11 protein-coding genes are annotated in these 21,830 nt (G+C 70.6%); 6 read left to right on the forward strand and 5 right to left on the reverse strand.

Annotation, left to right across the window (positions count from 1 at the left end):
* A partial coding sequence (locus tag ACFV0Q_RS19955; protein ID WP_385007093.1) for a DJ-1/PfpI family protein occupies positions 1-438 on the reverse strand: 438 nt, incomplete at its 3' end.
* Positions 439-1,284: 846 nt separating this feature from the next.
* Here ACFV0Q_RS19955 and ACFV0Q_RS19960 point away from each other — a divergent pair.
* Positions 1,285-2,655, forward strand: coding sequence for a DNA cytosine methyltransferase (locus ACFV0Q_RS19960; RefSeq protein ID WP_385007095.1), 1,371 nt, complete (start codon positions 1,285-1,287; stop codon positions 2,653-2,655).
* Here the strand turns inward: ACFV0Q_RS19960 and ACFV0Q_RS19965 are convergent.
* The 3 genes from ACFV0Q_RS19965 to ACFV0Q_RS19975 are packed head-to-tail and all read right to left on the reverse strand — an operon-like array spanning position 2,580 to position 6,621.
* Positions 2,580-3,482 carry a DUF6339 family protein gene (locus ACFV0Q_RS19965; RefSeq protein WP_385007097.1) on the reverse strand — a complete coding sequence of 301 codons (903 nt, stop codon included), beginning with the start codon at positions 3,480-3,482 and terminating at the stop codon, positions 2,580-2,582. The two genes, ACFV0Q_RS19960 and ACFV0Q_RS19965, sit on opposite strands and share 76 nt — an antisense overlap.
* The gene (locus ACFV0Q_RS19970; protein WP_385007099.1) at positions 3,479-4,483 is read right to left on the reverse strand and encodes a hypothetical protein; all 1,005 of its coding nucleotides are present in this window, start codon (positions 4,481-4,483) and stop codon (positions 3,479-3,481) included. Before ACFV0Q_RS19970 ends, ACFV0Q_RS19965 begins: the two co-directional genes overlap by 4 nt.
* Complete coding sequence (locus tag ACFV0Q_RS19975; RefSeq protein WP_385007101.1) at positions 4,480-6,621, reverse strand: helix-turn-helix transcriptional regulator; 2,142 nt, start codon at positions 6,619-6,621, stop codon at positions 4,480-4,482. The genes ACFV0Q_RS19970 and ACFV0Q_RS19975 overlap by 4 nt, the downstream gene beginning before the upstream one ends.
* 505 nt (positions 6,622-7,126) lie before the next feature.
* Between ACFV0Q_RS19975 and ACFV0Q_RS19980 the strand changes: the two genes are divergently transcribed.
* The 5 genes from ACFV0Q_RS19980 to ACFV0Q_RS20000 all read left to right on the forward strand — a co-directional run bounded on the left by ACFV0Q_RS19980 (position 7,127) and on the right by ACFV0Q_RS20000 (position 20,933).
* Complete coding sequence (locus tag ACFV0Q_RS19980; protein WP_385007114.1) at positions 7,127-11,893, forward strand: DEAD/DEAH box helicase; 4,767 nt, start codon at positions 7,127-7,129, stop codon at positions 11,891-11,893.
* Positions 11,890-13,806: a UvrD-helicase domain-containing protein gene (locus ACFV0Q_RS19985; protein ID WP_385007103.1), complete on the forward strand. Its 1,917-nt coding sequence runs from the start codon at positions 11,890-11,892 to the stop codon at positions 13,804-13,806. Before ACFV0Q_RS19980 ends, ACFV0Q_RS19985 begins: the two co-directional genes overlap by 4 nt.
* Positions 13,803-17,069, forward strand: a complete 3,267-nt coding sequence (locus ACFV0Q_RS19990; protein WP_385007105.1) for a helicase-related protein — start codon at positions 13,803-13,805, stop codon at positions 17,067-17,069. Before ACFV0Q_RS19985 ends, ACFV0Q_RS19990 begins: the two co-directional genes overlap by 4 nt.
* The gene (drmB, locus tag ACFV0Q_RS19995; protein WP_385007107.1) at positions 17,066-18,931 is read left to right on the forward strand and encodes a DrmB family protein; all 1,866 of its coding nucleotides are present in this window, start codon (positions 17,066-17,068) and stop codon (positions 18,929-18,931) included. The genes ACFV0Q_RS19990 and drmB overlap by 4 nt, the downstream gene beginning before the upstream one ends.
* Before the next feature lie 166 nt (positions 18,932-19,097).
* Complete coding sequence (locus ACFV0Q_RS20000) at positions 19,098-20,933, forward strand: ABC transporter ATP-binding protein (protein WP_385007109.1); 1,836 nt, start codon at positions 19,098-19,100, stop codon at positions 20,931-20,933.
* A 13-nt stretch (positions 20,934-20,946) separates the two neighbouring features.
* On the opposite strand, the gene ACFV0Q_RS20005 is transcribed toward ACFV0Q_RS20000, so the two are convergent.
* A partial coding sequence (locus ACFV0Q_RS20005; protein ID WP_385007112.1) for a D-alanyl-D-alanine carboxypeptidase occupies positions 20,947-21,830 on the reverse strand: 884 nt, incomplete at its 5' end.

The following is a 21,830-nucleotide window of genomic DNA, read 5'->3' on the forward strand; positions in this document are numbered from 1 at the left end:
GGCGGCGACCAGCAGGCGGGCCCGCTGGTTCGCCAGGCGGGCGCCGTGATCGCGGCGGATGAGATGCAGGGACAGGTCGAGGCCCGCGGCGACGCTGCCCGAGGTCAGCACCTGGCCTTCGTCGATGTACAGCTCGTGCGGCTGCACCGTCACCTGCGGGTACTGCGTAGCCGGCGCCGGGGCGTACCGCCAGTGGGTGGTGGCCCGGCGGCCGTCGAGCAGGCCGGCGGCGGCGAGGGCGAACGCCCCCAAGCAGATGGACACCATTCGGCTGCCGCGGGTCGCCGCCTCCGCGAGCGCGGCGGTGACCGCGGCGGAGGGTGGGTCGGGCTCCAGGTACTCCGGGACGATCACGGTGTCCGCGGTCTCCAGGGCGTCCAACCCGTGGTGGAAGCGCGTAGGAAGGCCGAAGGGCTGCAGGAGCGGTCCTTGTCCCACTGGCGCCACGCAGCCCAGAGCCTGCACAGGGCGCTGGCAGTCATCGCCCACTTCACTTGGCTGACGGACTGGGCGAAGGAGAGCCACCTCGAGAACCTGCCGGAGGGCACGGAGGGCACGGAGGGCACGGAGGGGCGTTGGCGCGGGGGCGAGCCAGACATCCTGGACGGATTGGATCGGTGGAGCCTCAGTGTGGGGTGACCTGGAGAGCGTGATCACTCCTTGGATCAAGGAGGTCGGTCCCGCGCCAGAGGCTGACGAGCACCCGTTTTCGGGTCACTGCGGTGCACGGCAGGATGGCCACTTCGGTGCCGGTTTGGGCCTTGCGGCCCGGGCTCAGGGTGTTGCCGGTGGGACGTATCGGGAGCGTGACAAGGAACACAATCGGCGCCTGTTCACCATGGCGCGTGGCGTCCCCACGTGCGGAGCCTCGACACCGGCCGCTCCGGCACGCTGCTGCTCGTCACCGTGTGGGAGGGTCTGCCGGCGATTGCCCCGTTGGACCTCTCGCCACCGGGGCCTCGCGGCGAGCGACGACCTCTAGACCGTGGCGGACCTGCCGGCCCGCGATGACTTCGACTGGTGCGGCAAGTGCGGCGGCCATGCCGTACGCAGGCTGACCGAAACCCGGCTCTCCTACTACCGTGCTGCCCACCGGCTGCACGACAGTGCTGATCAAGCGGCTTTCGAAGTCGTACATCGAAGGGCTGTTCCGGAGGAATCCGAAACAGCCCTCGATCGTTCTCGGGCCCCGCGAGCACGGCCGGTACGGCGCCCGGGCGGACCTGCGGTGGAAGCGCCGGCGCCGTAGGTCGCACCGACCGCCGCAGGCTAAACTTTCGCCACATGACCAGCTCGGACGCAGTCGCTCGATTCCTTGAGGCCCCATATATTCTGGATCTTTTTGCCGGTCCGGGTGGTCTTGACGTGGCCGCGCACATGCTCGACGTGCCCTCGCTCGGAATCGAGTGGGACGAAGGCGCCTGTGAGACGCGTTACGCGGCCGGGCTCCCCACGTGGCATGCGGACGTCAGTGCGGTGCGTCGGGAGCGGTTCCACGAGCTGCCCAAGGAACTGAACGTGCTGGCCGGCGGTCCGCCGTGCCAGACGTACTCGGTGGCGGGCCACGGCGCGGGGCGCAAGGCCCTGGACAAGGTCGAGAAGCTCATCGGCCAGCTGGTCGACGGTGCCGGTGAGGAAGAGATCGACGAGCAGCTGAGGAAGCTGGGCGGAGACCCCAGAACCGCTCTGGTCCTGGAACCCCTCCGGTACGCGATCAAGGCTCTCGGTTGCTCGAACCGGGAGGGACGACCGTTCGACGTGATCGTCTTGGAACAGGTGCCCGCGGTCAAGGCTCTCTGGGGGGTCTACAAGACAGCCCTGGAGAGGGGCCTGCCACGCAACGACGCGTCGAGAGTGCGGTACAAAGTCGCCAAGGTCGAGACTCTGCACACCGAGGCGTACGGCGTCCCCCAGACTCGCCGCCGTACGATCCTGATCGCGCGGCTCGAGAAGCACGGCACCCCTCCGCTTCCCCCGTCGACTCACCACACCTACAACCCGCACAAGCCGATGCAGGGTGGCCCCGAGGACGCGAGCGTGGTGGCCCGGGTCGTCCAGGACCAGCTGCCGATCGTGGGAACCGAAGAGAGGCCGAAGCCCTGGGTCTCGATGGGAGAAGTACTCAAGGCGACCAAGCAGAGGCCCGCGGGCAGGAAGTCCTCTTTCGAGATCGTGTCGAACTACGGCAGCGGCGGCGATCCGAAGAAGCGCGGCATCCGGACCGATGGCCAACCGTCGTTCACGGTCACGGGGAAGGTCTCCCGGAACGCCGTACGGCACTTGGACGGCATCACCCCGCACGCCCCGGATCGCCTGACCATCCCCGAGGCCGGCATCCTCCAGACCTTCCCGCCCAACTACCCCTGGTCGGGAGGTGATCAGTCGCAGCAGGTCGGCAACGCGGTGCCCCCACTGTTCGGGATGCACGTGCTCGCGGCGGCGCTGGCGCTGCCGCTCCCGCCGGAGGAGAACCTGCGGGAGGACTGGCCCAAGGTCGGCGACGAGGAGCGCGCCGCTCTCCGCAAGGAGGGCTGCGGAGCTTCGGACGACTGTGGCCCCGACTGCCCGAAGCCCGAGGATCAGTCCTCCCTCTCGGCCTCCTCCGACTCGTCCCGTCCCCGGACCGATGCGTCCGTGAACAGTTCGGCGAAGTAGTCCACCAGCGTGCTCACCGAGGACTCTGGCGCCGGCTCCTCGTCGGGGCCGGTCGGCAGCGCGTTCCGTGACACCTGGCGGGCGGTTTCGGCCTCGTCGATCCAGTCGAGCAGCGGACGGGACTCGCGCTCGGCGTCGGGGGCGATCACGTCGTACATCAGCGTCGCGGCGGAGGCGTTGACGGCTCCGACCAGGGCGTTGACCTCACGGCCGGTGGCGATCACGCCCTTCGTGACCAGTCGGACGATCGCCTGGGCGGTGGGCCGGTGGTTGATCACGGACATGCGCAGGGCGGTGTTGAGGATGTCCTGGTTGCCGCATGCCGTGACGACGGGGTTGTAATCCCAGCCGTTGCGGAAGAGTTCGGCCGTCCACCAGAGGCGGGCGAAGGACTGCTTGTGGTACTGCCCCCGGAAGCGTTCGACCACCACCTTGGCGACCTTGCCGTCCTTGGGTTCCGGTAGGTGCCGCCAGAGCACGTAGTCCGGGGCGACACCGAGGGCAAGGTAGTTCCAGACGCCGGGGTCGGCTGCCTCGCGGCGAGTGAGCCGGAGGGCCGCGTGTAGACGAGGAGCGAGCCAGGCGTCGGCCTGCGTGGCCTTGAGCTCGTGGTTCCGGCAGTAGGCCATGGCGTCCTCGACCAGGTCCCGGACGGGCCGCAGTTCGCCACGTCGGTCGGAGTGCGGCAAGGGTTCGGCGACCTGGTTGAGTTTGATGCTCGGCACGTCCTCGCGGCCGGTGAACAGTCCTTCGGTGAGGAATTCGGCCGCCTCGGCATTCGGGAGCAGTGCGAGGCGCTCCGGGAAGTGGCTGGGCCGGTCGGTCATGCGTCGTCTCCCTGCGTGAGTCGTTCCAGGTCGCGGATGGTGGTGGTGAGCGTCCGGGGGACGCCCGCACGCCGGGAGGCGGCGAAGTGGATTCGGGGCTGGAGTTCTCCCCAGCCGGTGGCGGAGGCTCCGGTGCGGGCCGCGTGGAGCTCGCGCAGGGCGTGCTCCGGCTCACGATCGGGGTACACGTCGGGGAGCATCTCCCGGAGCACCTCGCCCTGCCAGCCGTGCGGGAACAGCGGCGTGCCGTCCTCCTCGACCTCCAGGTCGCCGACGGCGGAGTGGAAGACGGCGGTCCAGACCTCGGAGCACATCTGGGTGAGGAGGAGTTCCCGGACGGTCCTCTCCGCGCCGTTTCCGCCGTCCGCTGCGAACAGGTCGCCGAGCCCGTCGAAGTCGGCGTTGACGCGTACGACGGGGATCCGTCCGGTGGTGTCAACCAGCCAGGGGGAGTCCTTGAAGCGCTGGAGCCGGCTCGCCCCGGAGGCGAAGCCGACCATCCTGACGTCGAGTTCGCGGGCGAGCGAGGGCGCGGCCTCGATGACGTCGATGAACCATTCCACGTCGGAGGTGGCGATCACCCGGCCGGGGACGCCTTCCACGGTGGCGACGACGTGGACCGAGAGGGGGGCGCGGTCGAGGAGGTCGCAGCGGTGGATGTACAGCTCGGCGGTCCGTTCGCGACCGTCGTCGGACACCGGGGAGAACTCCACGGCCGTACGGGTGTTGGTGGCGCGCTCGGTGAGCACGGCGACGACCTTGACGTCCTGCCAGGGCCCCGCGGGGTCCACCGCCTTGGCCGGGAGGCCGACGGAGAGACGAAGTCGGGCCTGGGTCCAGTCGGGGCGGTCCTCGTCGGGTCCGAGGGCCAGGACGCGTTCGACGGTGGAGATGTACTTGCTCTCCACGTCCTCCCAGGGCTCACCCTCGGCTTTGAGCTGGGCGCTTTCGACGCGCCAGGACACGTTGCCGGTGAGCCGTCGGTAGGGGTAGACCTTCACGCCTGCTCCCCCTTTCCGATGCGGAGTTCGACCACGAGTCCGGTGAGTTGGGCCCGAACCGGGTGGCGGGACACGTCGGTGACGCCCCGGAATACGGCCTTGCGGCTGCCGGGGACCAGACGCAGGGCCCCGTCGCCGACCTCGCAACCGCTGACGGCGACGAGGTCCTTCCAGGGCGCGGCGGGACGGGGGCCGGAGCGCACGTCGAACTTGGCGATCGGCGTGAGCGGGCGGTCCGTGTCGACGCCGGGCGGCACCCGCAGGTCGACGGTGACCGACCAGGCTCCGGTTTCGTCGATCAGCGCGTCCACGTTGTCCAGCTCGGGCAAGGCCGCCGCCCCGACGGGCCGCGCCTTCTTCGCGGCGCCACCCACCTTGAGCCGACCCGCGATCTTGGCTTCTCCGCCGCTGCGGCGCTTGGCCCGGGGCACGGCGACCAGGTCGCGTACCGAGTTGTTGGCAGCGGTGGTCAGGGCGGTGATGCGTCGGTGGGCGGAAGGCGAGTAGCTGAGGCGGAGTTCCTCGGTCTGGCCCCACTTGTTGTGCTCGGGCGGTTCGGAGGCACGGAGGAACTCCTCGGCGGCCTCGGCACCGGGGGCTTCCCGACCTGCCGCGCGGCCGGTGAGCAGGATGGCCTGGAAGGGATTGGTGCCGATCGGGACGTTGCCGACGGCGCTGTCCTTGACGGTCATGTGGTTGCCCCGCATGGAGACGAGCCGGTTGGGGCGGCCGTCGGCGTCCTCGGCGTTGGTGACCAGGAGTACCGCCTCGTGGGGTACGCCGCCGCGCATCTGGCCGCCGTGCAAGGGCACGTTCAGCTGCACGGTGGCGCGCGCGACCTGACCGGGGGCGGTGAGGCGGTCGACGGTGTCGCCTTCGAGGTAGGCGCGCAGGGCGCGGGTGCGGGAGGGCTGGGTGACAGCCGGATCCACGTGCTCCTCGGCGATGAGGACCTCGCCGTTGCGATAGGTGCGGACGGACGCTTCCAGGTGCGGCTTTTGGCCACCGCCTCCGGTCATGGCGGCCCAGAAGTTGCGGCCGAGCGCGTCGACCAGTCGGGCGTGCACTCGGTGGACGGAGTCGTCGTCGGTGTTCTCCTCCTCGTCGACCGTGCCGGCGCCGGACGCCAGACTGGCGACGTCGTGGGCGCCGACGATGAGGAAGGAGGTGCCGGGGGCCGCGCTGTCGCGGGTGAGATGGAGCTTCTCGACGGTCTCCTCGTCCGCCCACCAGGAACGGGCCACGTCAGTGGACCTGGCGTCGGGGTCAGGACGCCCGAACCAGGCCGGGCCCGCGAACTCCCGACCGTCGACCTCGCGCCAAGGGAGATCGAGCCGGCCGATCAGGCGGCGCTCGGTGCGACCCTCGTGGGGCTCGGACAGGGTGGAGTTGATGAGTACGAGGCCGAGTCGGCTCGTGGCCCAGAGGGTGGCTTTGCCCAAGCCGTAGGAGCCGCCTGCCCCGACGTCGTTCTTGTGACTGTCGAGTTGTCGACGGACGACGGCGGCGAAGAGCCCGTTGTCGTAATCGCCGCCGGTCAGGCCGGTGGCGTTGTAGTCGTCGACACGGAGCAGCACCAGGCGGTCGTGCTGGTACATGTCACGCAGTCCGGCCGCGATCGTGCGGGAGACCTTGCCCTGCTTGCCGCTGTCGGCGGTGAGCGCCTCGTAGTGGGGGAGCAGCCGCTCCCAGTCGATGGCCTCGCGGAAGCGGGCGAGGGCCTCGCCGGTGAGTTCGTGCAGGGTGTGCCGGACCCGGACGGGCTCGGAGGGGTCGAGGCGCGCGTCGAGGCTGTTCTGGGTGGCCTCGCGGGCGAGGACCGAGACGTCGGCTTCGAAGGCGAACGCGGCGGCGTTGCCGTACTCACGGCCGCCGTCGGCGTGGGCCGGGCGGTGGTACCAGGAGATCGGCAGCCCCGCCTGGGCGTCGGTGCTGCGGGTGTGGATGGTCTCCAGGTCGGTCTTGAGCACCTCGGCGATGCGTCGGATGGTTTCGTCCCGGGGGACCGAGCGGCCTACGATCCAGGCGGAGACGGCGGCTCTGGTCATGCCCAGCTCCTCCGCCAGATCGGTCTGGCTCTTCCTGGCGTTCTTGAGCTGGCGCGCCAGCCAGGGGCCGAAATCCTCAGCCGCCTTCACGTCCCACCTGCTTCCGCTTGCATGCCTTGTTCACGAGGTGAAAGCCACCGTACCGCATCGCTGTTGACGTCGAAGGGTTCTTGTCAAAAGCTCTTTGACAGACAGGGATGCCGGCTCGAGTGCACTGTCGGAGCACTCAAAGCGGATCTTGAGAATCCGCCCGATTCGCACGCCAATTCCCTGGAAATCCTTCGGAATTGGGTATGGAATCGGCGCGACAACGCCCCTTGCGGACCGGCGGGAACCCATGGTTGAGTTCGATCTCGGCTGCCCCGCAAGCAACTTGGGACAACCTCTCTCCCAAGGCACAGCTGTGTCTTCTTCCCTGACTTTCCTCCGGGGGTCCGTACACGGATTTCCGTACGAGCCGGTTTTCGATCCGGAACCCGATCGGCCGCCAGCGCGTCGTCACCGTCACCGTCACGTTCACCGTGCAACTCGCCTGTTGACAGCACCGACCGTCGTCTCTGTCCGTCCGTCCCACCGTCCCGAAGTGGAACCTTTCGTGGCCGATCCGCAGTCCCCGGTGATCCGCACCGTCACCGAGCAGTCCCTTCGAGTCCTGGAGACCTACCGTGTCGACCCGGGCCTGATCCCCGAGCACGCCAACGGCGAGCGCCGCATCACCCAGGGCGGGTACGGCGACCGTCAGCTCTTCGAGTTGGTCCAGAACGCCGCCGACGAGATCCGTGACGATCCCGGCGGTCGGATCCACGTCGTGCTCACCGACACCCACCTGTACTGCGCCAACCAGGGTGAGCCGGTCACCGCCGAGGGTGCGGAGACCATCCTGCGCATGAGCACGTCCCGCAAGCGCGGCGGGCAGATCGGCCGGTTCGGCGTGGGCGTGAAGTCGGTCCTGGTCGTGACCGACGCCCCCGAGTTCTTCAGCCGCACCGGCAGCTTCGGTTTCGATCGGGCCTGGTCGTACGAGCGGATCCGGAACGTTCCCGGCGTGCGCGAGCGGCACGGCGACGAGTTCGAGGCGCCCGTGCTGCGCATGGCCCGTGAGCTGGACATGAGCGCGGAACGCCTCCAGGACCGGGTGCTGGATGAGCTGCTGGAGTGGGCCACCACGGTGGTCCGCCTGCCGCTGCTGCCCGGCGCGGCCGACCGGCTGGGCAAGGACATGCACGGGCACCAGGGCGTGGCCAGCCACGAGACCCGTGAGGAATTCCCCTCCGGCTTCCACCTGTTCTCCCCGCATGTGGGCCAGGTGGTCATGGAGGACCGCAGGCCCCGCCCGATCGCACGCCGGGCACTCCGCGCCGGGCAGGACGGCAGCCTGCGCACGGTCCACGAGGAGCGCGTCGGCAAGCCGCCGGCCACCTCGCGGTGGCAGGTCTTCACCCACACGCACGAGCCGACCCAGACCGCCCGCCGCGACGCCGGTGAACTGCACGACCGGGTGTCCGTGGAAGTGGCCTGGGCGGTGCCCGGCTACCGGGCGGACGAACGGACCGGTCTGCTCAGCGCCGCCGATGCCCGCGGACGAGGCAGGTTCTGGTCCTTCTTTCCGACCAAGTACGAGATGACCCTCAGCGGCATCCTGAACGGTGCGTGGAAGACCAATGAGGACCGGCAGAACCTGCTGGACTCGTCGCCCTTCAACGTCGAGATGATCCAGGTCGCGGCCCGTCTGGTGGTCGGGTCGCTGCCCGAGCTCGCCCCCGCCGAGGACCCCGGCGCGTACCTCCCGCTGCTGCCCGGCCGTACCAAGGGCGTGGAGGTCATCAGTTGGGCCGACGGCCTGCTCACCGAACAGATCTGGGTCGCGACCGCGGTGCGTCCGTCCCTGCCGGACCAGGACGGAGTCCTGCGCACCCCCGGTGAGCTCGACATCCACCCCGACCTGGGGCGGGACAGTACCTTGCGGAACCGATGGCTGCGGACCTGGCACTCGTACGACGGGCGGCCCCGCCGGTGGGTGCACCCTTCGGTCGAGGCCACGGACCTGCGGTCGGGCAAGATCCAGCACATCCTGGGCGCGGCCGGACGGCACCGGGCCTCGGTCGTCGAGTGGCTGGAGGCACTGGTCTCCGACGGCTCGGCGAAGGCTTCGGAGACCGCGATCCGCATCGTCGCCGACATGATCGAGTCGAAGGCCTCCTGCGCCGTCGAGGCCCGGAAGGCCAGGATCGTGCTCACCGAGGAGCACGGCCTGGTCGCCCCGGTGGGCGGTGTGGTGTACCGGCGCGCCGAGGAGGACGGTCTGCGGGAGTCGCTGGTCTACGTGGACCGTGCCCTGTCCGACGACCCTTCGCTCTCCTCCGCCCTCACCACCCTCGGCATCCAGGAGGCCGACGTCCGGGGGCGCTTCGTGAGCATCCTCGACCAGGGCTTCGCCTCGTACGGTCCGCAGGAGTGGATCCGGTTCTGGGAACTGTTCCACCGGGCGGGCGCCTCCGTGGTGGGCCACGAGGTGACCAATCGGGTACCGGTACCGATGGACACCCTGATGGTGCGGACGGCGGACGGCCGTTTCCACGTCATGCGCGACTGCATGCTGCCGGGTGTCGTGGTCACCGCGGAGAGCGACCCCGGGGTCGCGGTGGACATGCGGTTCCACTCCGACGACGCGGGCTTCTTCCGCGAGTTGGGCCTGCGGGACCGCCCGACCTCCGGCCACAAGCCCGAGGCGGAGCCCTGGTTCGAGGAGTACCGGCAGGTCGCGCACGCCGCGTACTGCCGCACGCTCGACGACCGGGCGAGCCGACCGACCCTTGCCAGGACCCGGATCGAGGGTGCTCCTGTCGGCGGACCGCTCCACCTGCTGCCCCGGCTCTCGGAGGAGGCCCGCGCCGCATTCCTCCAGGCGCTGCCCGAGGACGCGCTGATCGAGAACTGGACGCTGCAGATCGGTGTGCAGGCCGGCACGCGTCGGACTGCCCAGTCCCCGATCCGCTGGATGCTCACCCGGCATGGTCGGATCAGGACCTCGCAGGGCCTCAAGTCTCTCAAGGAGGCGGTGGGCCCGCAGCTCGACGGCTACCGCGACGTGCTCCCGGTGGCTTCGATCAGCCAGGAGAAGGCCCGCAAGCTGGGACTCGCGGACAGCGTCGAGAAGGTCCGTCCCCGACAGTGGGAACAGCTGCTGGAGAAGCTCCAGGAGAGCGAGGACGACTCGTTCGTCGGCTCCACCTACGCCCTGCTGACCCGCCTGGAGATCGACTTCCCCGAGGGCTCCCTGACCCGCTGCAGGATCGGCGACGCCTGGGACACCCGGGAGGACGGCGAGATCGCCGTCGCCGCGAGCCCGGAGGAGTACCGCTCGCTGCGGGCCGAGCGGGTGCCGGCCCTGCTGCTTCCGGACCAGGAGTCCGCCGACCTCATGGTCGACCAGTGGGGCATGCTGCGCCACGACGACGTCGTCAGCCGCGAGACCCGCCACGAGTCGACCGTGCAGGCGGTCCCCCTGTCCGAGGAGTTCCCGACGCTGCGGCAGAAGATGGGAACCTCGGTCGGCACGTACTCCCTGCTGCGTTGCTCCACGCTGGAGGAGGTCGTCCGCACCCCGCACGGCGCACGGGCGAAGTCCCTCGAGAGCGCACGCCAGGGCAACGTGATCAAGGCCCTGGACTCGCTGGACCGGCTCGGCCTGCTGCGGGCCGTGGACCGTGAGCTGGGTCTGCGGATGGGCGAGGCCGGTTGCCGCGCGGTGCTGGACGCCCAGGCCCGCCAGGAGCAGGACGAGAAGGTGCGGTCCGCACTGAAGGCGATCCGCGATGCCCAGGACGTGACGGCCAAACTGGAGCTGCTGATCGGCGCGGAGTCCCTGCGCGACCGGCTGCCCGCCGGGTTGATGGAGGCCGAGCGCCAGGAGCTGGGCGGGCAGGGGCCCACCGGGCGTCGGATCGCACAGATGGCGTTCAACGCGCACGGCGACACCGTGCTCAAGACCCACGTCCGCGACATCCAGGAGCGTTTCCCTGGCGCCCCATCGTCCTACACCGGTGGCTCGGCGGCGGTCTCCTTCGTCTCCGAACTCGGTCTGCCCGCGCCCTTCGCCGGTCACCGGGCCCCGACCCTCGAACAGAGCCTGACGGTGGACGGTCCGCGCGACTTCCCGCGCCTGCACGAATACCAGGAACGCCTCGCCCTCAACATCTTCGAGATGTTGGACCGACTGGCCCCGCAGCGGGCCATGTTGTCGCTGCCCACCGGCGCCGGCAAGACGCGCGTCACAGCCGAGGCCGTGATCCGCTGGGTCAAGCAGGCCGGCGACCTCAAGGGCCCGATCCTGTGGATCGCCCAGACCGAGGAACTGTGCGAACAGGCGGTGCAGAGCTGGCAGTTCGTCTGGGGCAAGGCCGGTGCGCAGACCCGACTGACGATCAACAGGCTGTGGACCTCGAACGAGGCGGCCCCGGTCACCGACGGGCCGCAGCTCGTCGTGGCCACCGACGCCAAGCTCCAGACGTGCCTGGACACCGACCGATACACCTGGCTGCGGGCCGCCGCGCTGGTCGTGGTCGACGAAGCACATGTGGCGACCAGCCCCCGCTACACCGAGATCCTGAGCCTGCTCGGCCTGACCCAGCACCGGACCGAGCGGCACCTGCTGGGTCTCACCGCCACCCCGTTCCGCGGCGACAACGAGGAGGAGACCCGCCGCCTGGTCAACCGGTTCGGTGCGCGCCGCCTGGACGAGGGCGTCTTCCCCTCCGAGGGCGCCTACGGACACCTCCAGAAGCTGGGAGTGCTGGCGCAGGTCGAGCATCGGGAGCTGACCGGCGGCACCATCGAGCTGTCCCGCCAGGAGCGGGAGAGCACCGAGCAGTTCAGCCTGCTGTCCAAGGCCGCCGAGCAACGGCTGGCCGACGACCACGACCGCAGCCGTCGCATCGTCTCGGAGATCGCGGCCATGCCCGAGGGCTGGCCGGTGCTGGTGTTCGCCACCTCGGTGGAGCACGCCAAGTACCTGGCGGCCCGCCTGAAGGACCACGGGATCTCCGCGTCCTCGGTGGACTCCACCACCTCCGACAGCGACCGTCGCTCCCGTGTGCGGGAGTTCCGGGACGGCAGGGTGCGGGTGCTCACCAACTACGGCGTCCTCACCCAGGGCTTCGACGCCCCCGCCACCCGCGCCGTGGTGGTCGCCCGACCCGTCTACAGCCCGAACGTGTACCAGCAGATGATCGGACGCGGTCTGCGCGGCCCCCTCAACGGTGGCAAGGAGACCTGCCTGATCCTCAACGTCCGCGACAACATCCGGAACTTCGACACCGCCCTCGCCTTTACCGAGTTCGAGCACCTGTGGAGCAAGAAGTGACCTTCGCCTCCGAGGACGGGCCTGTCCTCACACCCGAGCAGCAGGCCGTCGTGGACCAGCCCTGGGACACCCGCCTGCTGGTCACCGCCGGGGCGGGGACGGGCAAGACCCACACGTTGGTGCGGCGCATGGACGCGCTCGTCGGCGCCCTCGAACCGGAGGAGGCCCTGGAGGCCTCCGAGTTGCTGGTCCTCAGCTTTTCCCGAGCCGCCGTTCGTGAGCTGCGGGACCGGATCGCCCGGCACGGCGAGCACGCCCGGCGGGTGCGGGTGCAGACCTTCGACTCCTGGGCGTACTCCCTGCTGGTGCAGGCGTACCCGGAGGGCGGGTGGTCCGATTTGTCCTTCGACGAGCGCATCCGGGCGGCCACCGACGCCATCGAGAAGGGCACCCTGGAGTCCCTGGAGTCCGGTTCGCCCGCGCACGTGATCATCGACGAGGTGCAGGACCTCGTGGGAGTGCGCCGGGAGATGGTGGAGTCGCTGCTCGACCGACTCCAGGATTCCTGCGGGTTCACCCTGGTCGGCGACTCCGCCCAGGCGATCTACGACTTCCAGATCAAGGATCCGGAGGAGTACGCCGATCGCGCCGACCTCTTCCTCCGCTGGGTGCGGGCCTCCTACACCGACGACCTGGTGGAGCTGCGACTGACGCGGAACTTCAGGGCCGTCACCCCCGAAGCACGGATCGCGCTCCCGCTCGGCCCCGCCGTGCAGGGCATCGGCAGCGCTCCCGAGGGCGCCGACGCGGCGGCCGAACGGCGCCACGGGGAGCTGCGGGAGCTGCTGCTCGACCTGCCCGACCTGGGCTCGCTCGGCGACTTGTTCACCCTGGACTCGCTGCGCTCCTTCCCCGGCACCGGTGCGATCCTGACCCGCGACAACCGTCAGGCCCTTCTCGTCTCGGAGTTACTGCACGCCCAGGGCGTGCCCCACGCTCTGCGGCGATCGCTCCAGGACCGGCCGGTGCCGTACTGGGCCGCCGAGCTGCTGCGCCGCACCGAGGCCGCCACGCTGACCGAGGAGCGGCTGCGTGAGCTGCTCCGCGGGATGCCACTGCCCGAGGGGACCGACCCGGACCGGGTCTGGCGGGCCCTGCGTGCGGCGGCGCGCGGTACCGGTCGGGGAACGCTCGACGTGAAGCGGCTGCGCCGACTGGTGGCGGAGCGCCGCTTCCCGGACGAGCTGGCCGACCCGGAACCGGCCCGACTGGTCGTGTGCACGGTGCACCGCTCCAAAGGCCTGGAGTTCGACCGGGTGGTGCTGCTCACCCCGCCGACCGTGGCCGAGCTGAGGCGTCGCAACGACGAACTCGACGTGCCCGCCGAGGCGCGCGCACTCTACGTGGCGATGACCAGGGCCCGAGAGGACCTGTACCGCGTCGCCGCGCCGGACACGGTGACGGTACTCAAGCACAAGCCGACCGGCCGCTGGTACCGGGGAGTTCCAAACCCGCGCCACAGGTGGCGGCGCGACGGCGTCGAGGTGCGGGCCGGCGACGTGTGCGCCCTGGAACCGGCCGACGTCATGAACGACGCCTTCGGAGCCCAGTCGTACCTGCTGGGGCGGGTGCGGCCCGGGGACGCGGTGATGTTCCGGCTGCGCGACAGCCTCCCCATGGGCCCCGAGCAGAGCCCTCGGTACGCGCTGCTGCACGAGGGACGGGAGATCGGCGACGCCGCCGAGGTCTTCAGGAGTGCGTTGCACTCCGTCCTGAAGGTCGGTACGACCTGGGAGATCCAGTGGCCCGAGGAGATCTCCGGCCTGCGGATCGACTGTCTGGAGTCGGTCGCAGGCAGCACCGCCGCCGGGGCCAACGCGGGCCTGGGCGACCACGGGGTGTGGATCGCCCCCCGCATCAGCGGAATCGGAAGGTTCCGGCGTCCCGCCGGGGCCGAGGAGGAGCAGGAATGACCATTCACGCAGGGCGGCACGCCGCGCACTACGAGGTCCGCGAGGACCTGGTGGCCCGGCTCCGCCGTGAGCTGCTGGGCCCCGATGTCGACGCCTCCACCGATGACCGCGCCGAAGTGCTGGACCAGGACGCCCCGATCACCCGCTACTCCACGGGAGTGCTCTTCCCCCGCCCGGCGGACGACGAGGCGGGCCTTCGTCTCCGGGAGGATGCCTCCGAGGAGGAGGGTCTGGACGAGGAGCCTGTGACCGGGGCGGACAGCCTCGACGAGTCCCGGCCGACCGTCGAGCGTCCCAACACCGGTGACCGGCGCCCGTCCACGGTCGGCCTGACCTTCGCTGTCGACCTCGCGGCCTGTCGGGAGATCGTGATCTCGGCGCGCGCCGCCGTGTACGAGCCGGAGGACGACGAGGGCCGGAAGGTCTCGGCCCGCCGCAGCGAGGCCCGCACTACCTCCGACCAGCGGGAGCGCTGGCGTCGGGTGCAGCTGGACCTGCCGGACACCACGGTCGACGTGACGTACCCGGGGCGTGGTGCCTCACGCGACCTGGTCGACGGCACGGCCCGCCTGGACGTGCACGTACGCCGTCCGTCGCCGGAGACCGGTACGGTCACCGTCACGGTCACCCTGGTCAACACCCAGAAGGTGGGCGAGCGGGAACTCCAGGACGCCTTCGCCTTGTTCCAGACCGGGCTGACGGTCCGTGCCGCCAACGGGTCGAGCGCGTTCGTGGAGCGCCCCACCGCCTTGTCCGCCATGGACCCCGAGCTGGAGACCAGCCGGCTGCTGCACCGGCACGCCCCCACCTTCGCCGCCGGCCACGGCTGTGCGGCGATGTGGGACTGGACCCCGCCCCCGGTCGGCCTCACCGATGTGGTGCGTGCGGGCGTGGTCGAGGTGCGCACCGAGTTCGTGCCCACCCATGAGGTGCTGCTCACCGACTCCAACCCGGAGATCGACGCCGGTTCCCTCACCATGCTGGGCCTCGCCGACGCCCCCGACGTCGAGGTGCTCGGCGCTCTGGAAGGGCTGGCCACAGGCTACGAGCGGTGGATCGACCGCAAGCGGGCCGAAGTCGCCGCGTTGGCCGGCACCTCGTACGAGAAGGCCGCAGTCGCCCAGGTCGAGTCGTGCGGGGAGGCCCTGGACCGGCTCCGGGAGGGTATCGCGCTGCTGCGTGACAAGCCCGACCTGATGCGGGCCTTCCGCCTGGCCAACCGGGCGATGGCGACCCAGCGGGCCCGCAACGCCTGGGTCAAGGAAGGCCGGGTCGGCGAGCCGGACCCTGCCTCCGCGCGCTGGCGTCCGTTCCAGATCGCCTTCGTGCTGCTGTGCCTGGCCGGGGTGGACGACCCGAAGCACCCCGACCGGGACGTGTCGGATCTGCTGTGGTTTCCCACCGGTGGTGGCAAGACCGAGGCGTACCTGGGCCTGATCGCGCTCACCGCCTTCCTGCGGCGGATGCGGCTCGGTGTGGCAGGCGGCGGCGTCACCGTCCTGATGCGGTACACACTGCGCCTGCTCACCCTCCAGCAGTTCGAGCGTGCCGCGATCCTGATCTGCGCCATGGAGCGGATGCGCCGCGAGAACCCCGCCGAGCTGGGCCACGAGGAGATCTCCCTCGGTATGTGGGTGGGCCGTTCCGCCACCCCGAACACCTTGAAGGTCGCCTCCGGGCAGCTCCGTGCCGCCCGTTCCGGCAAGGTGCTCCAGAAGGAGAATCCGGTCCAGCTGCATGCCTGCCCGTGGTGCGGGACCGCCCTCGACGCCCACCACTACTCGGTCGACGAGGAGTCCGTCCGGATGGACGTGCGCTGCCCCGGCACCGACTGCGTGTTCGCCGGAGGACTGCCCGTGCACCTGATCGACGAGACCATGTACCGGGCCCGGCCCACCCTGGTGATCGCCACCGTCGACAAGTTCGCCTCGATGCCGTGGCGTGCGCAGACCGCCGCCCTCTTCAACCGGGACCGGCAGGACTCCACCCCGCCCCCGGAGCTGATCGTGCAGGACGAACTGCATCTGATCTCCGGCCCGCTCGGCACCCTGACCGGTCTGTACGAGACGGCCGTCGACGTACTCGCCGACCGTCCCAAGGTGATCGCCTCGACCGCGACCATCCGCCGCGCCGCCGACCAGGGCAAGGCCCTGTTCTCCCGCGAGGTGCGACAGTTCCCGCCCGCCGGCCTGGACGCCCGCGATTCCTGGTTCGCCGTGGAGACCCCCGCGAGCGAGAAGGCGTCCCGCCGCTACGTGGGTCTGCTCGCACCCGGCACCAGCCAGTCCACCCTGCTGATCCGTACCTACGCCACCCTGCTCCATCAGGCGATGCGGGCCGACACCACCGAGGAAGTGCGCGACGCCTACTGGACGCTGGTCGGCTACTTCAACAGCCTGCGCCTGCTGTCCGCCGCCGAACTCCAGGTCCACGACGACGTCGTGGCCTACCTCGAGCACCTGGCCGAACGCGACGGCTGCGAGCGGCGCTCCGTCGAAAACCACTCCGAGCTGACCAGCCGGGTCGACGCCAGCGACATCCCGACCCGCCTGAAGCAGATCGAGCGACGGCTCCCGGGCAGTGACCACGTGGTGGACGTGCTCCTGGCCACGAACATGATCGCCGTCGGCGTGGACGTGGACCGGCTCGGCCTGATGGCCGTCATGGGCCAGCCGCAGACCACCGCCGAGTACATCCAGGCCACCAGCCGCGTGGGCCGTGCACACCCCGGCCTGGTGGCGGTGATGCTCAACGCCGGCCGTTCCCGTGACCGTTCCCACTACGAGAACTTCCAGCACTTCCACTCCGCCCTCTACCGCGAAGTCGAGTCCACCTCGGTGACCCCGTTCTCGGCCCGAGCACGAGACCGCGGCCTGCACGCGGTGATCGTCGCCCTGGCCCGCATCCTGATCCCCGCAGCCCGTGCCGACGATGCCGCGGGGAACATCGACGTCTTCCTGGACGAGTTGAGGGAGAAGATCCGCCCGGTGATCCTCGAACGGGTCGAAAAGGTCTCCCCGGCGGACATCGCCGCCAAGGAGGTGTTCCACGTGGCCGCGGCCTTCGACGAGTTCGTCGACTGGTGGTACGAGGAGGCCGAGGCGCACGGCGGCCTGTACTACGAACCGAAGCGCGGACGCCGTGTCCCGTCGCTGCTCAAGCCGTACAACGACGCCCTGGAGGACGTCGAGGCGTGGGAGACCCTGTGGTCCCTGCGCGACGTCGACGCCGAGTCCGCCCTGTTCATGGAGGCATCCCGATGACCCCGCCCCCTCCCCGCCGCCGGCGCGGCACCGACGGCTCCGCCCCACCGGCCCGCACCCTGCCCCGCCGCGGCGCGGTCCGCCGTGCCCAGGCCATCACCACCTATGGCGTGGGGTCACTGATCGCCGTGGAGCAGGAGTCGTTCATCGTTTCCGGTATCGACGACGCCGAGGGGCAGTGGCCCCGTGATGAAGCCCCGGTGATCTACGAGCCGCGCCTGGCCCGCGTGCTGGGCGTCAGCCGGTTCCGACTCCCGCCCGCGTCCGGCGACGGCAGCCGTGACGGTGTCCGGGTCCGCCGCTTCCCGCTGTGGCACCACTGCCCCGAGTGCCACGCGTTGGACCACGTACGGAAGTTCAACTCGCCGCCCGGTCGCAACGAGTGCGCCGAGTGCTCCGAGGCCCTGGTGCCCTCGCGATTCGTGGTGGCTTGCGAGGACGGGCACATCGCCGACTTCCCGTACTGGAAGTGGCTGCACCGCGGTCGCCGCGGCGACGGCGGGGCGGCCGGCCTCTGCGGCGGCCGGCTGAGCCTGCGTTCCTCGGGGCGCACCTCCTCGCTCCGATCGGTGGTGCTGTCCTGTTCCTGTGGAGTGCCGGAGGTATCCATGGAGGGCTCCTTCCGGCGCGGCGCCCTCAGGGACCTGAACATCCGCTGCGAGGGCAAGCGCCCCTGGCTGAAGGCCCCCGACCTCCTCTGCTCCCAGCCGCCCAGGACCCTCCAGCGTGGTTCTTCCTCCGTCTGGCAGCCCGTGCTCCGCTCGGCCCTGTCCATCCCCCCGTGGAGCGACACCCGGGTGCACGGCCTGGACAAGCATTGGGACAAGCTCCGCTCCTGCTCCACCGTTGCCGAGATCGAGATCCATCTGAAGTACATCTTCGACGGGACCCCTTCCCCGGTGAGCCCCGAGCGGGTCATGGAACTGCTCACCGCGATGGAGGCCGAGGACCCCACCGGAGAGGACGGTACGGAGCTCGACCAGGCAGAGCGCTACCGGGCCCTGCGCGACCTCGAGTACGAACGGCTGTGCGCGGGTAACCCGGAGGACTCCGGCTCCCACACCGAGCAGTTCGTCTGCGAGCCCCCGACCGGCGACGGAGAGCCGCTGACCGGCCTGGGTCTGGTCGCCCCGATGCTGGTGAAGAAGCTCCGCGAGGTCCGCGCCCTCAAGGCCTTCACGCGGGTCATCGACCCCGAGAGCTCTTCCGAGGGCCATGAGGCGGAGCTTTCCCTCGCCCCCACCGACTGGCTGCCCGCCATGGAGGTCCACGGCGAAGGAGTCTTCCTCCGGCTCGATGAGGGCAAGGTCGACGCCTGGGCCGAACTGCCCGCCGTCGCCGCCCGCGTGGAACGCATCCGCGACCGGCACCAGCGGGTCCTGGTCGAGCGGGCCTCCGACCCGGCCCGAATCCCGTCCTCCCCCGCCACCCCGCGCATGGTCCTGCTGCACACCCTCGCGCACGTGATGATCAACGAGTGGAGCCTTGACTCCGGCTACCCGGCCGCCTCGCTCCGCGAGCGGATCTACTCGGGTGACGACATGGTCGGCGTGCTGATCTACACGGCGACCAGCGACTCGGCCGGCAGCCTCGGCGGCCTGGTGGCCCAGGGCGAAACCGACCGCCTCGCCCAGGCGGTGCGCTCGGCCGTCGACCGCGCCGAGTGGTGCTCCGCCGACCCGCTCTGCGTCGAGACCGAGATTTCCGGCGCGGGCGGTACAAACCTGGCCGCCTGCCACGCCTGCGTGATGCTCCCGGAGACCAGCTGCGAGCACAACAACGGCCTGCTCGACCGGGCCCTCCTCGTCGGCACCCCGGAGAACCCGTCGATCGGCTTCTTCTCCCACCTGCTCACCCGGTGAGGACCGGGCGGTGACGCCGGGGCGGGAGGGTGGACAGTGCCCTCCCGCCCCGGGGCTCTGTGTCATGAAGGGTGGGAATAATGCGTGGACCGCGCGGGTGTTGGCGCGGGAGACTGCCTTGCCTGGATGGATGCGGTGGGTAGCCGCACTATGACACAGGGTTGCCATGGGATCGCGTGGGTCGGGTGAAGGTACGACGGGGCGGGGGGCTGTTCTCCTCGCGCTTCGGTATTACGGGCGGGAGCTGGCGCGGCAGCGGGTGGTGGCCGTGCCGGCGATGCTGCTGCCCGCGCTGGGGAACATCGGGATCAACTACCTCGCGCCGCTCGTCGTCGCCAAGCTCGTCGGCCGCATCGCGGGCGACGGCGGTGCGGGCGTCGGTTCGGCGCTGCCGTTCGTGCTCGGGTTCGCCGGAGTGCTGCTGGTCGCGGAAGGGTTGTGGCGCGGCGGGCTGCACTGCCTGAACCGGCTCGACGCCCGCGGGATCGAGAACCTGTACGTCATCGGCATGGACGAGCTGTTCGCCAAGGACGCCGCGTTCTTCCACGACAACTTCGCCGGGTCGCTGACCAAGCGGGTGCTGAGCTTCGCCTCCCGCTTCGAGGAGTTCGTCGACACGTTGACCTTCTCCGTCGTGGGGAGCCTGGTGCCGCTGCTGTTCGGGTCGGTGGTGTTGTGGCAGTATGAACCGCTGCTCGTGGTGGGGCTGTTGACGCTCATCGTGCTGACGGCCGTCTGCGTGATGCCCTTGATCCGGCGTCGTCAGGCCCTCGTTGACCAGCGCGAGGAGGCCATCGCCCGGGTTTCCGGACACGTCGCCGACAGCCTGATGAACATGGACACCGTCCGGGCGTTCGGCGCCGAGGAGCGGGAGGCCGCCGAACACCGGTCCCGCGTCGCGCAGTCGCGTCGGCTCACGCTGCGGTCCTGGGACTACGGCAACCTGCGCATCGACACCCTGGTCGCTCCGATGTCCGTACTGACCAACGCGCTGGGGCTGCTGATCGCCGTCGCGCTCGGCGGGGGAACGCACGGCGTTGAGGCCGTCGTCGTCGCCTTCACGTACTACGCCAACGCCACGCGGATCATGTTCGAGTTCAACCAGATCTACCGCCGCCTGGAGAGTTCGATGACGGAGGCCGCGCAGTTCACCGGACTGCTGCTGGCCCCGCCCACCGTGCTCGACCCGCCGTCGCCGGAGCCGCTGCGCGCCGGGGGCGCCGACGTGTGCTTCGAGGGGGTGACCTTCGCCCACGCGGGCGCGGAGCCGCTGTTCACCGGACTCGACCTGGCCGTGCCCAGCGGGGCGAGGATCGGTCTCGTCGGCCGCTCCGGCGGGGGCAAGACCACCCTCACCCGGCTGCTGCTGCGGATGACCGACATCGACGGCGGCCGGATCCTCATCGGAGGGCAGGACATCAGCCGGCTGCGCCAGACCGACCTGCGCAGCCGGATCGCCTACGTACCCCAGGACCCGGCGATGTTCCACCGCACCCTGCGCGACAACATCGCCTTCGCCCGGCCGGACGCCACCGACGCCGAGATCCGTCGCGCGGCCGAGGCGGCGCACGTCACGGAGTTCGCCGACGCGCTCCCGGACGGCTTCGACACCATGGTCGGCGAGCGGGGGATCAAGCTGTCGGGCGGCCAGCGCCAGCGGGTCGCCCTCGCCAGGGCCATCCTGCGCGACGCGCCGGTCCTGCTCCTCGACGAGGCGACGAGCGCCCTGGACTCCGAGAGCGAGGTCCTCGTCCAGGAGGCGCTGTGGCGGCTCATGGAGGGGCGGACGGCGCTGGTGGTGGCGCACCGGCTGAGCACCGTCGCCGGCATGGACCGGCTGGTCGTCCTCGACCGGGGTCGGATCGTCGAGCAGGGCACCCACCAGGAGCTCCTCGCCACGGACGGCGCGTACGCGAAGCTGTGGCAGCACCAGTCGGGCGGTTTCCTCGACGACACCCCGGCGCCCTCCGGCCTCAAGGGTGACGAGGCCGGCCGCCGGTGAGGAGACGGCGCGGTCAGCCTTCCTGGAGGTAGGCCGCGATCAGGGCCAGGTCGTTGGCGATGCTCAGCACGCCCGCGGGGTCCGTCGTCGGGGTGGAGGCTCCGTTGACGCCCGCGTAGAAGGTGTCGAAGCGGCCGTCGCCCTTGTCCAGGTAGCCCCCGATGGTGATGGCTCCGACCTCCAGGCGGTCGTTGAGGGCGTCCAGGCCCACGGCCGCGCCGGTCTTCGCGAAGACCTTGCCGCGCGCCGGGCAGTCGCGGCAGTTCTCCGCCAGCAGGCCGTCGACGCCGAGGATGGGCAGGGACTCGCGGAACCGCCGGGCCTCGGGCGTGCGCTGCCAGTACGTCAGCATCTGCACCACGGCCCGCGGCGTCGCGCGGTCGGCCGGGTTGCCGCCCCGGCCGTCCAGCAGTTCCGCCTGATGGCGGTCGACACCGGCCCGGTCGAGGAAGCGGGCCAGGACGGGGAATCCGTCCATGCACTGGCGGCTGCCGGCGGTGACGGCCAGCAGGCACATGTCGAGGTTGGCGCCCAGGTTGTGGCTGACCTTGAGGATCAGCTTCGCGTACTGGGCGTAGGGCGGGGAGGTGTACGCGGCCACGCGCGGCCGTCCCGCGTAGTCCTTCGGCAGCCGCCCGGCCGGGTTGGCGCCGGTCGCGGGTGCGGTGACCGTCACCCCGGCGCGCCCGAGCGCCCCGATCAGCGCGCTGCGGCCGAACGCCGCCGGGTCGGTCACCGGGGCGGTGCGCAGCAGCGGTGCGGCGTCCGCCGCGATCGTCCCGGTGAGCTCGATGCGGGTGCCGTCGGGGGAGGGCGTCACGGTGATGTCGGTCGGCCGGCCCGCCGCCACGGTCTTGACCGTCGACGTGACCTCGTACGGGGCCACCTTCGGCCGCC

This window comes from Streptomyces sp. NPDC059564, assembly GCF_042735575.1.
In the GTDB taxonomy this organism is placed as follows: domain Bacteria; phylum Actinomycetota; class Actinomycetes; order Streptomycetales; family Streptomycetaceae; genus Streptomyces.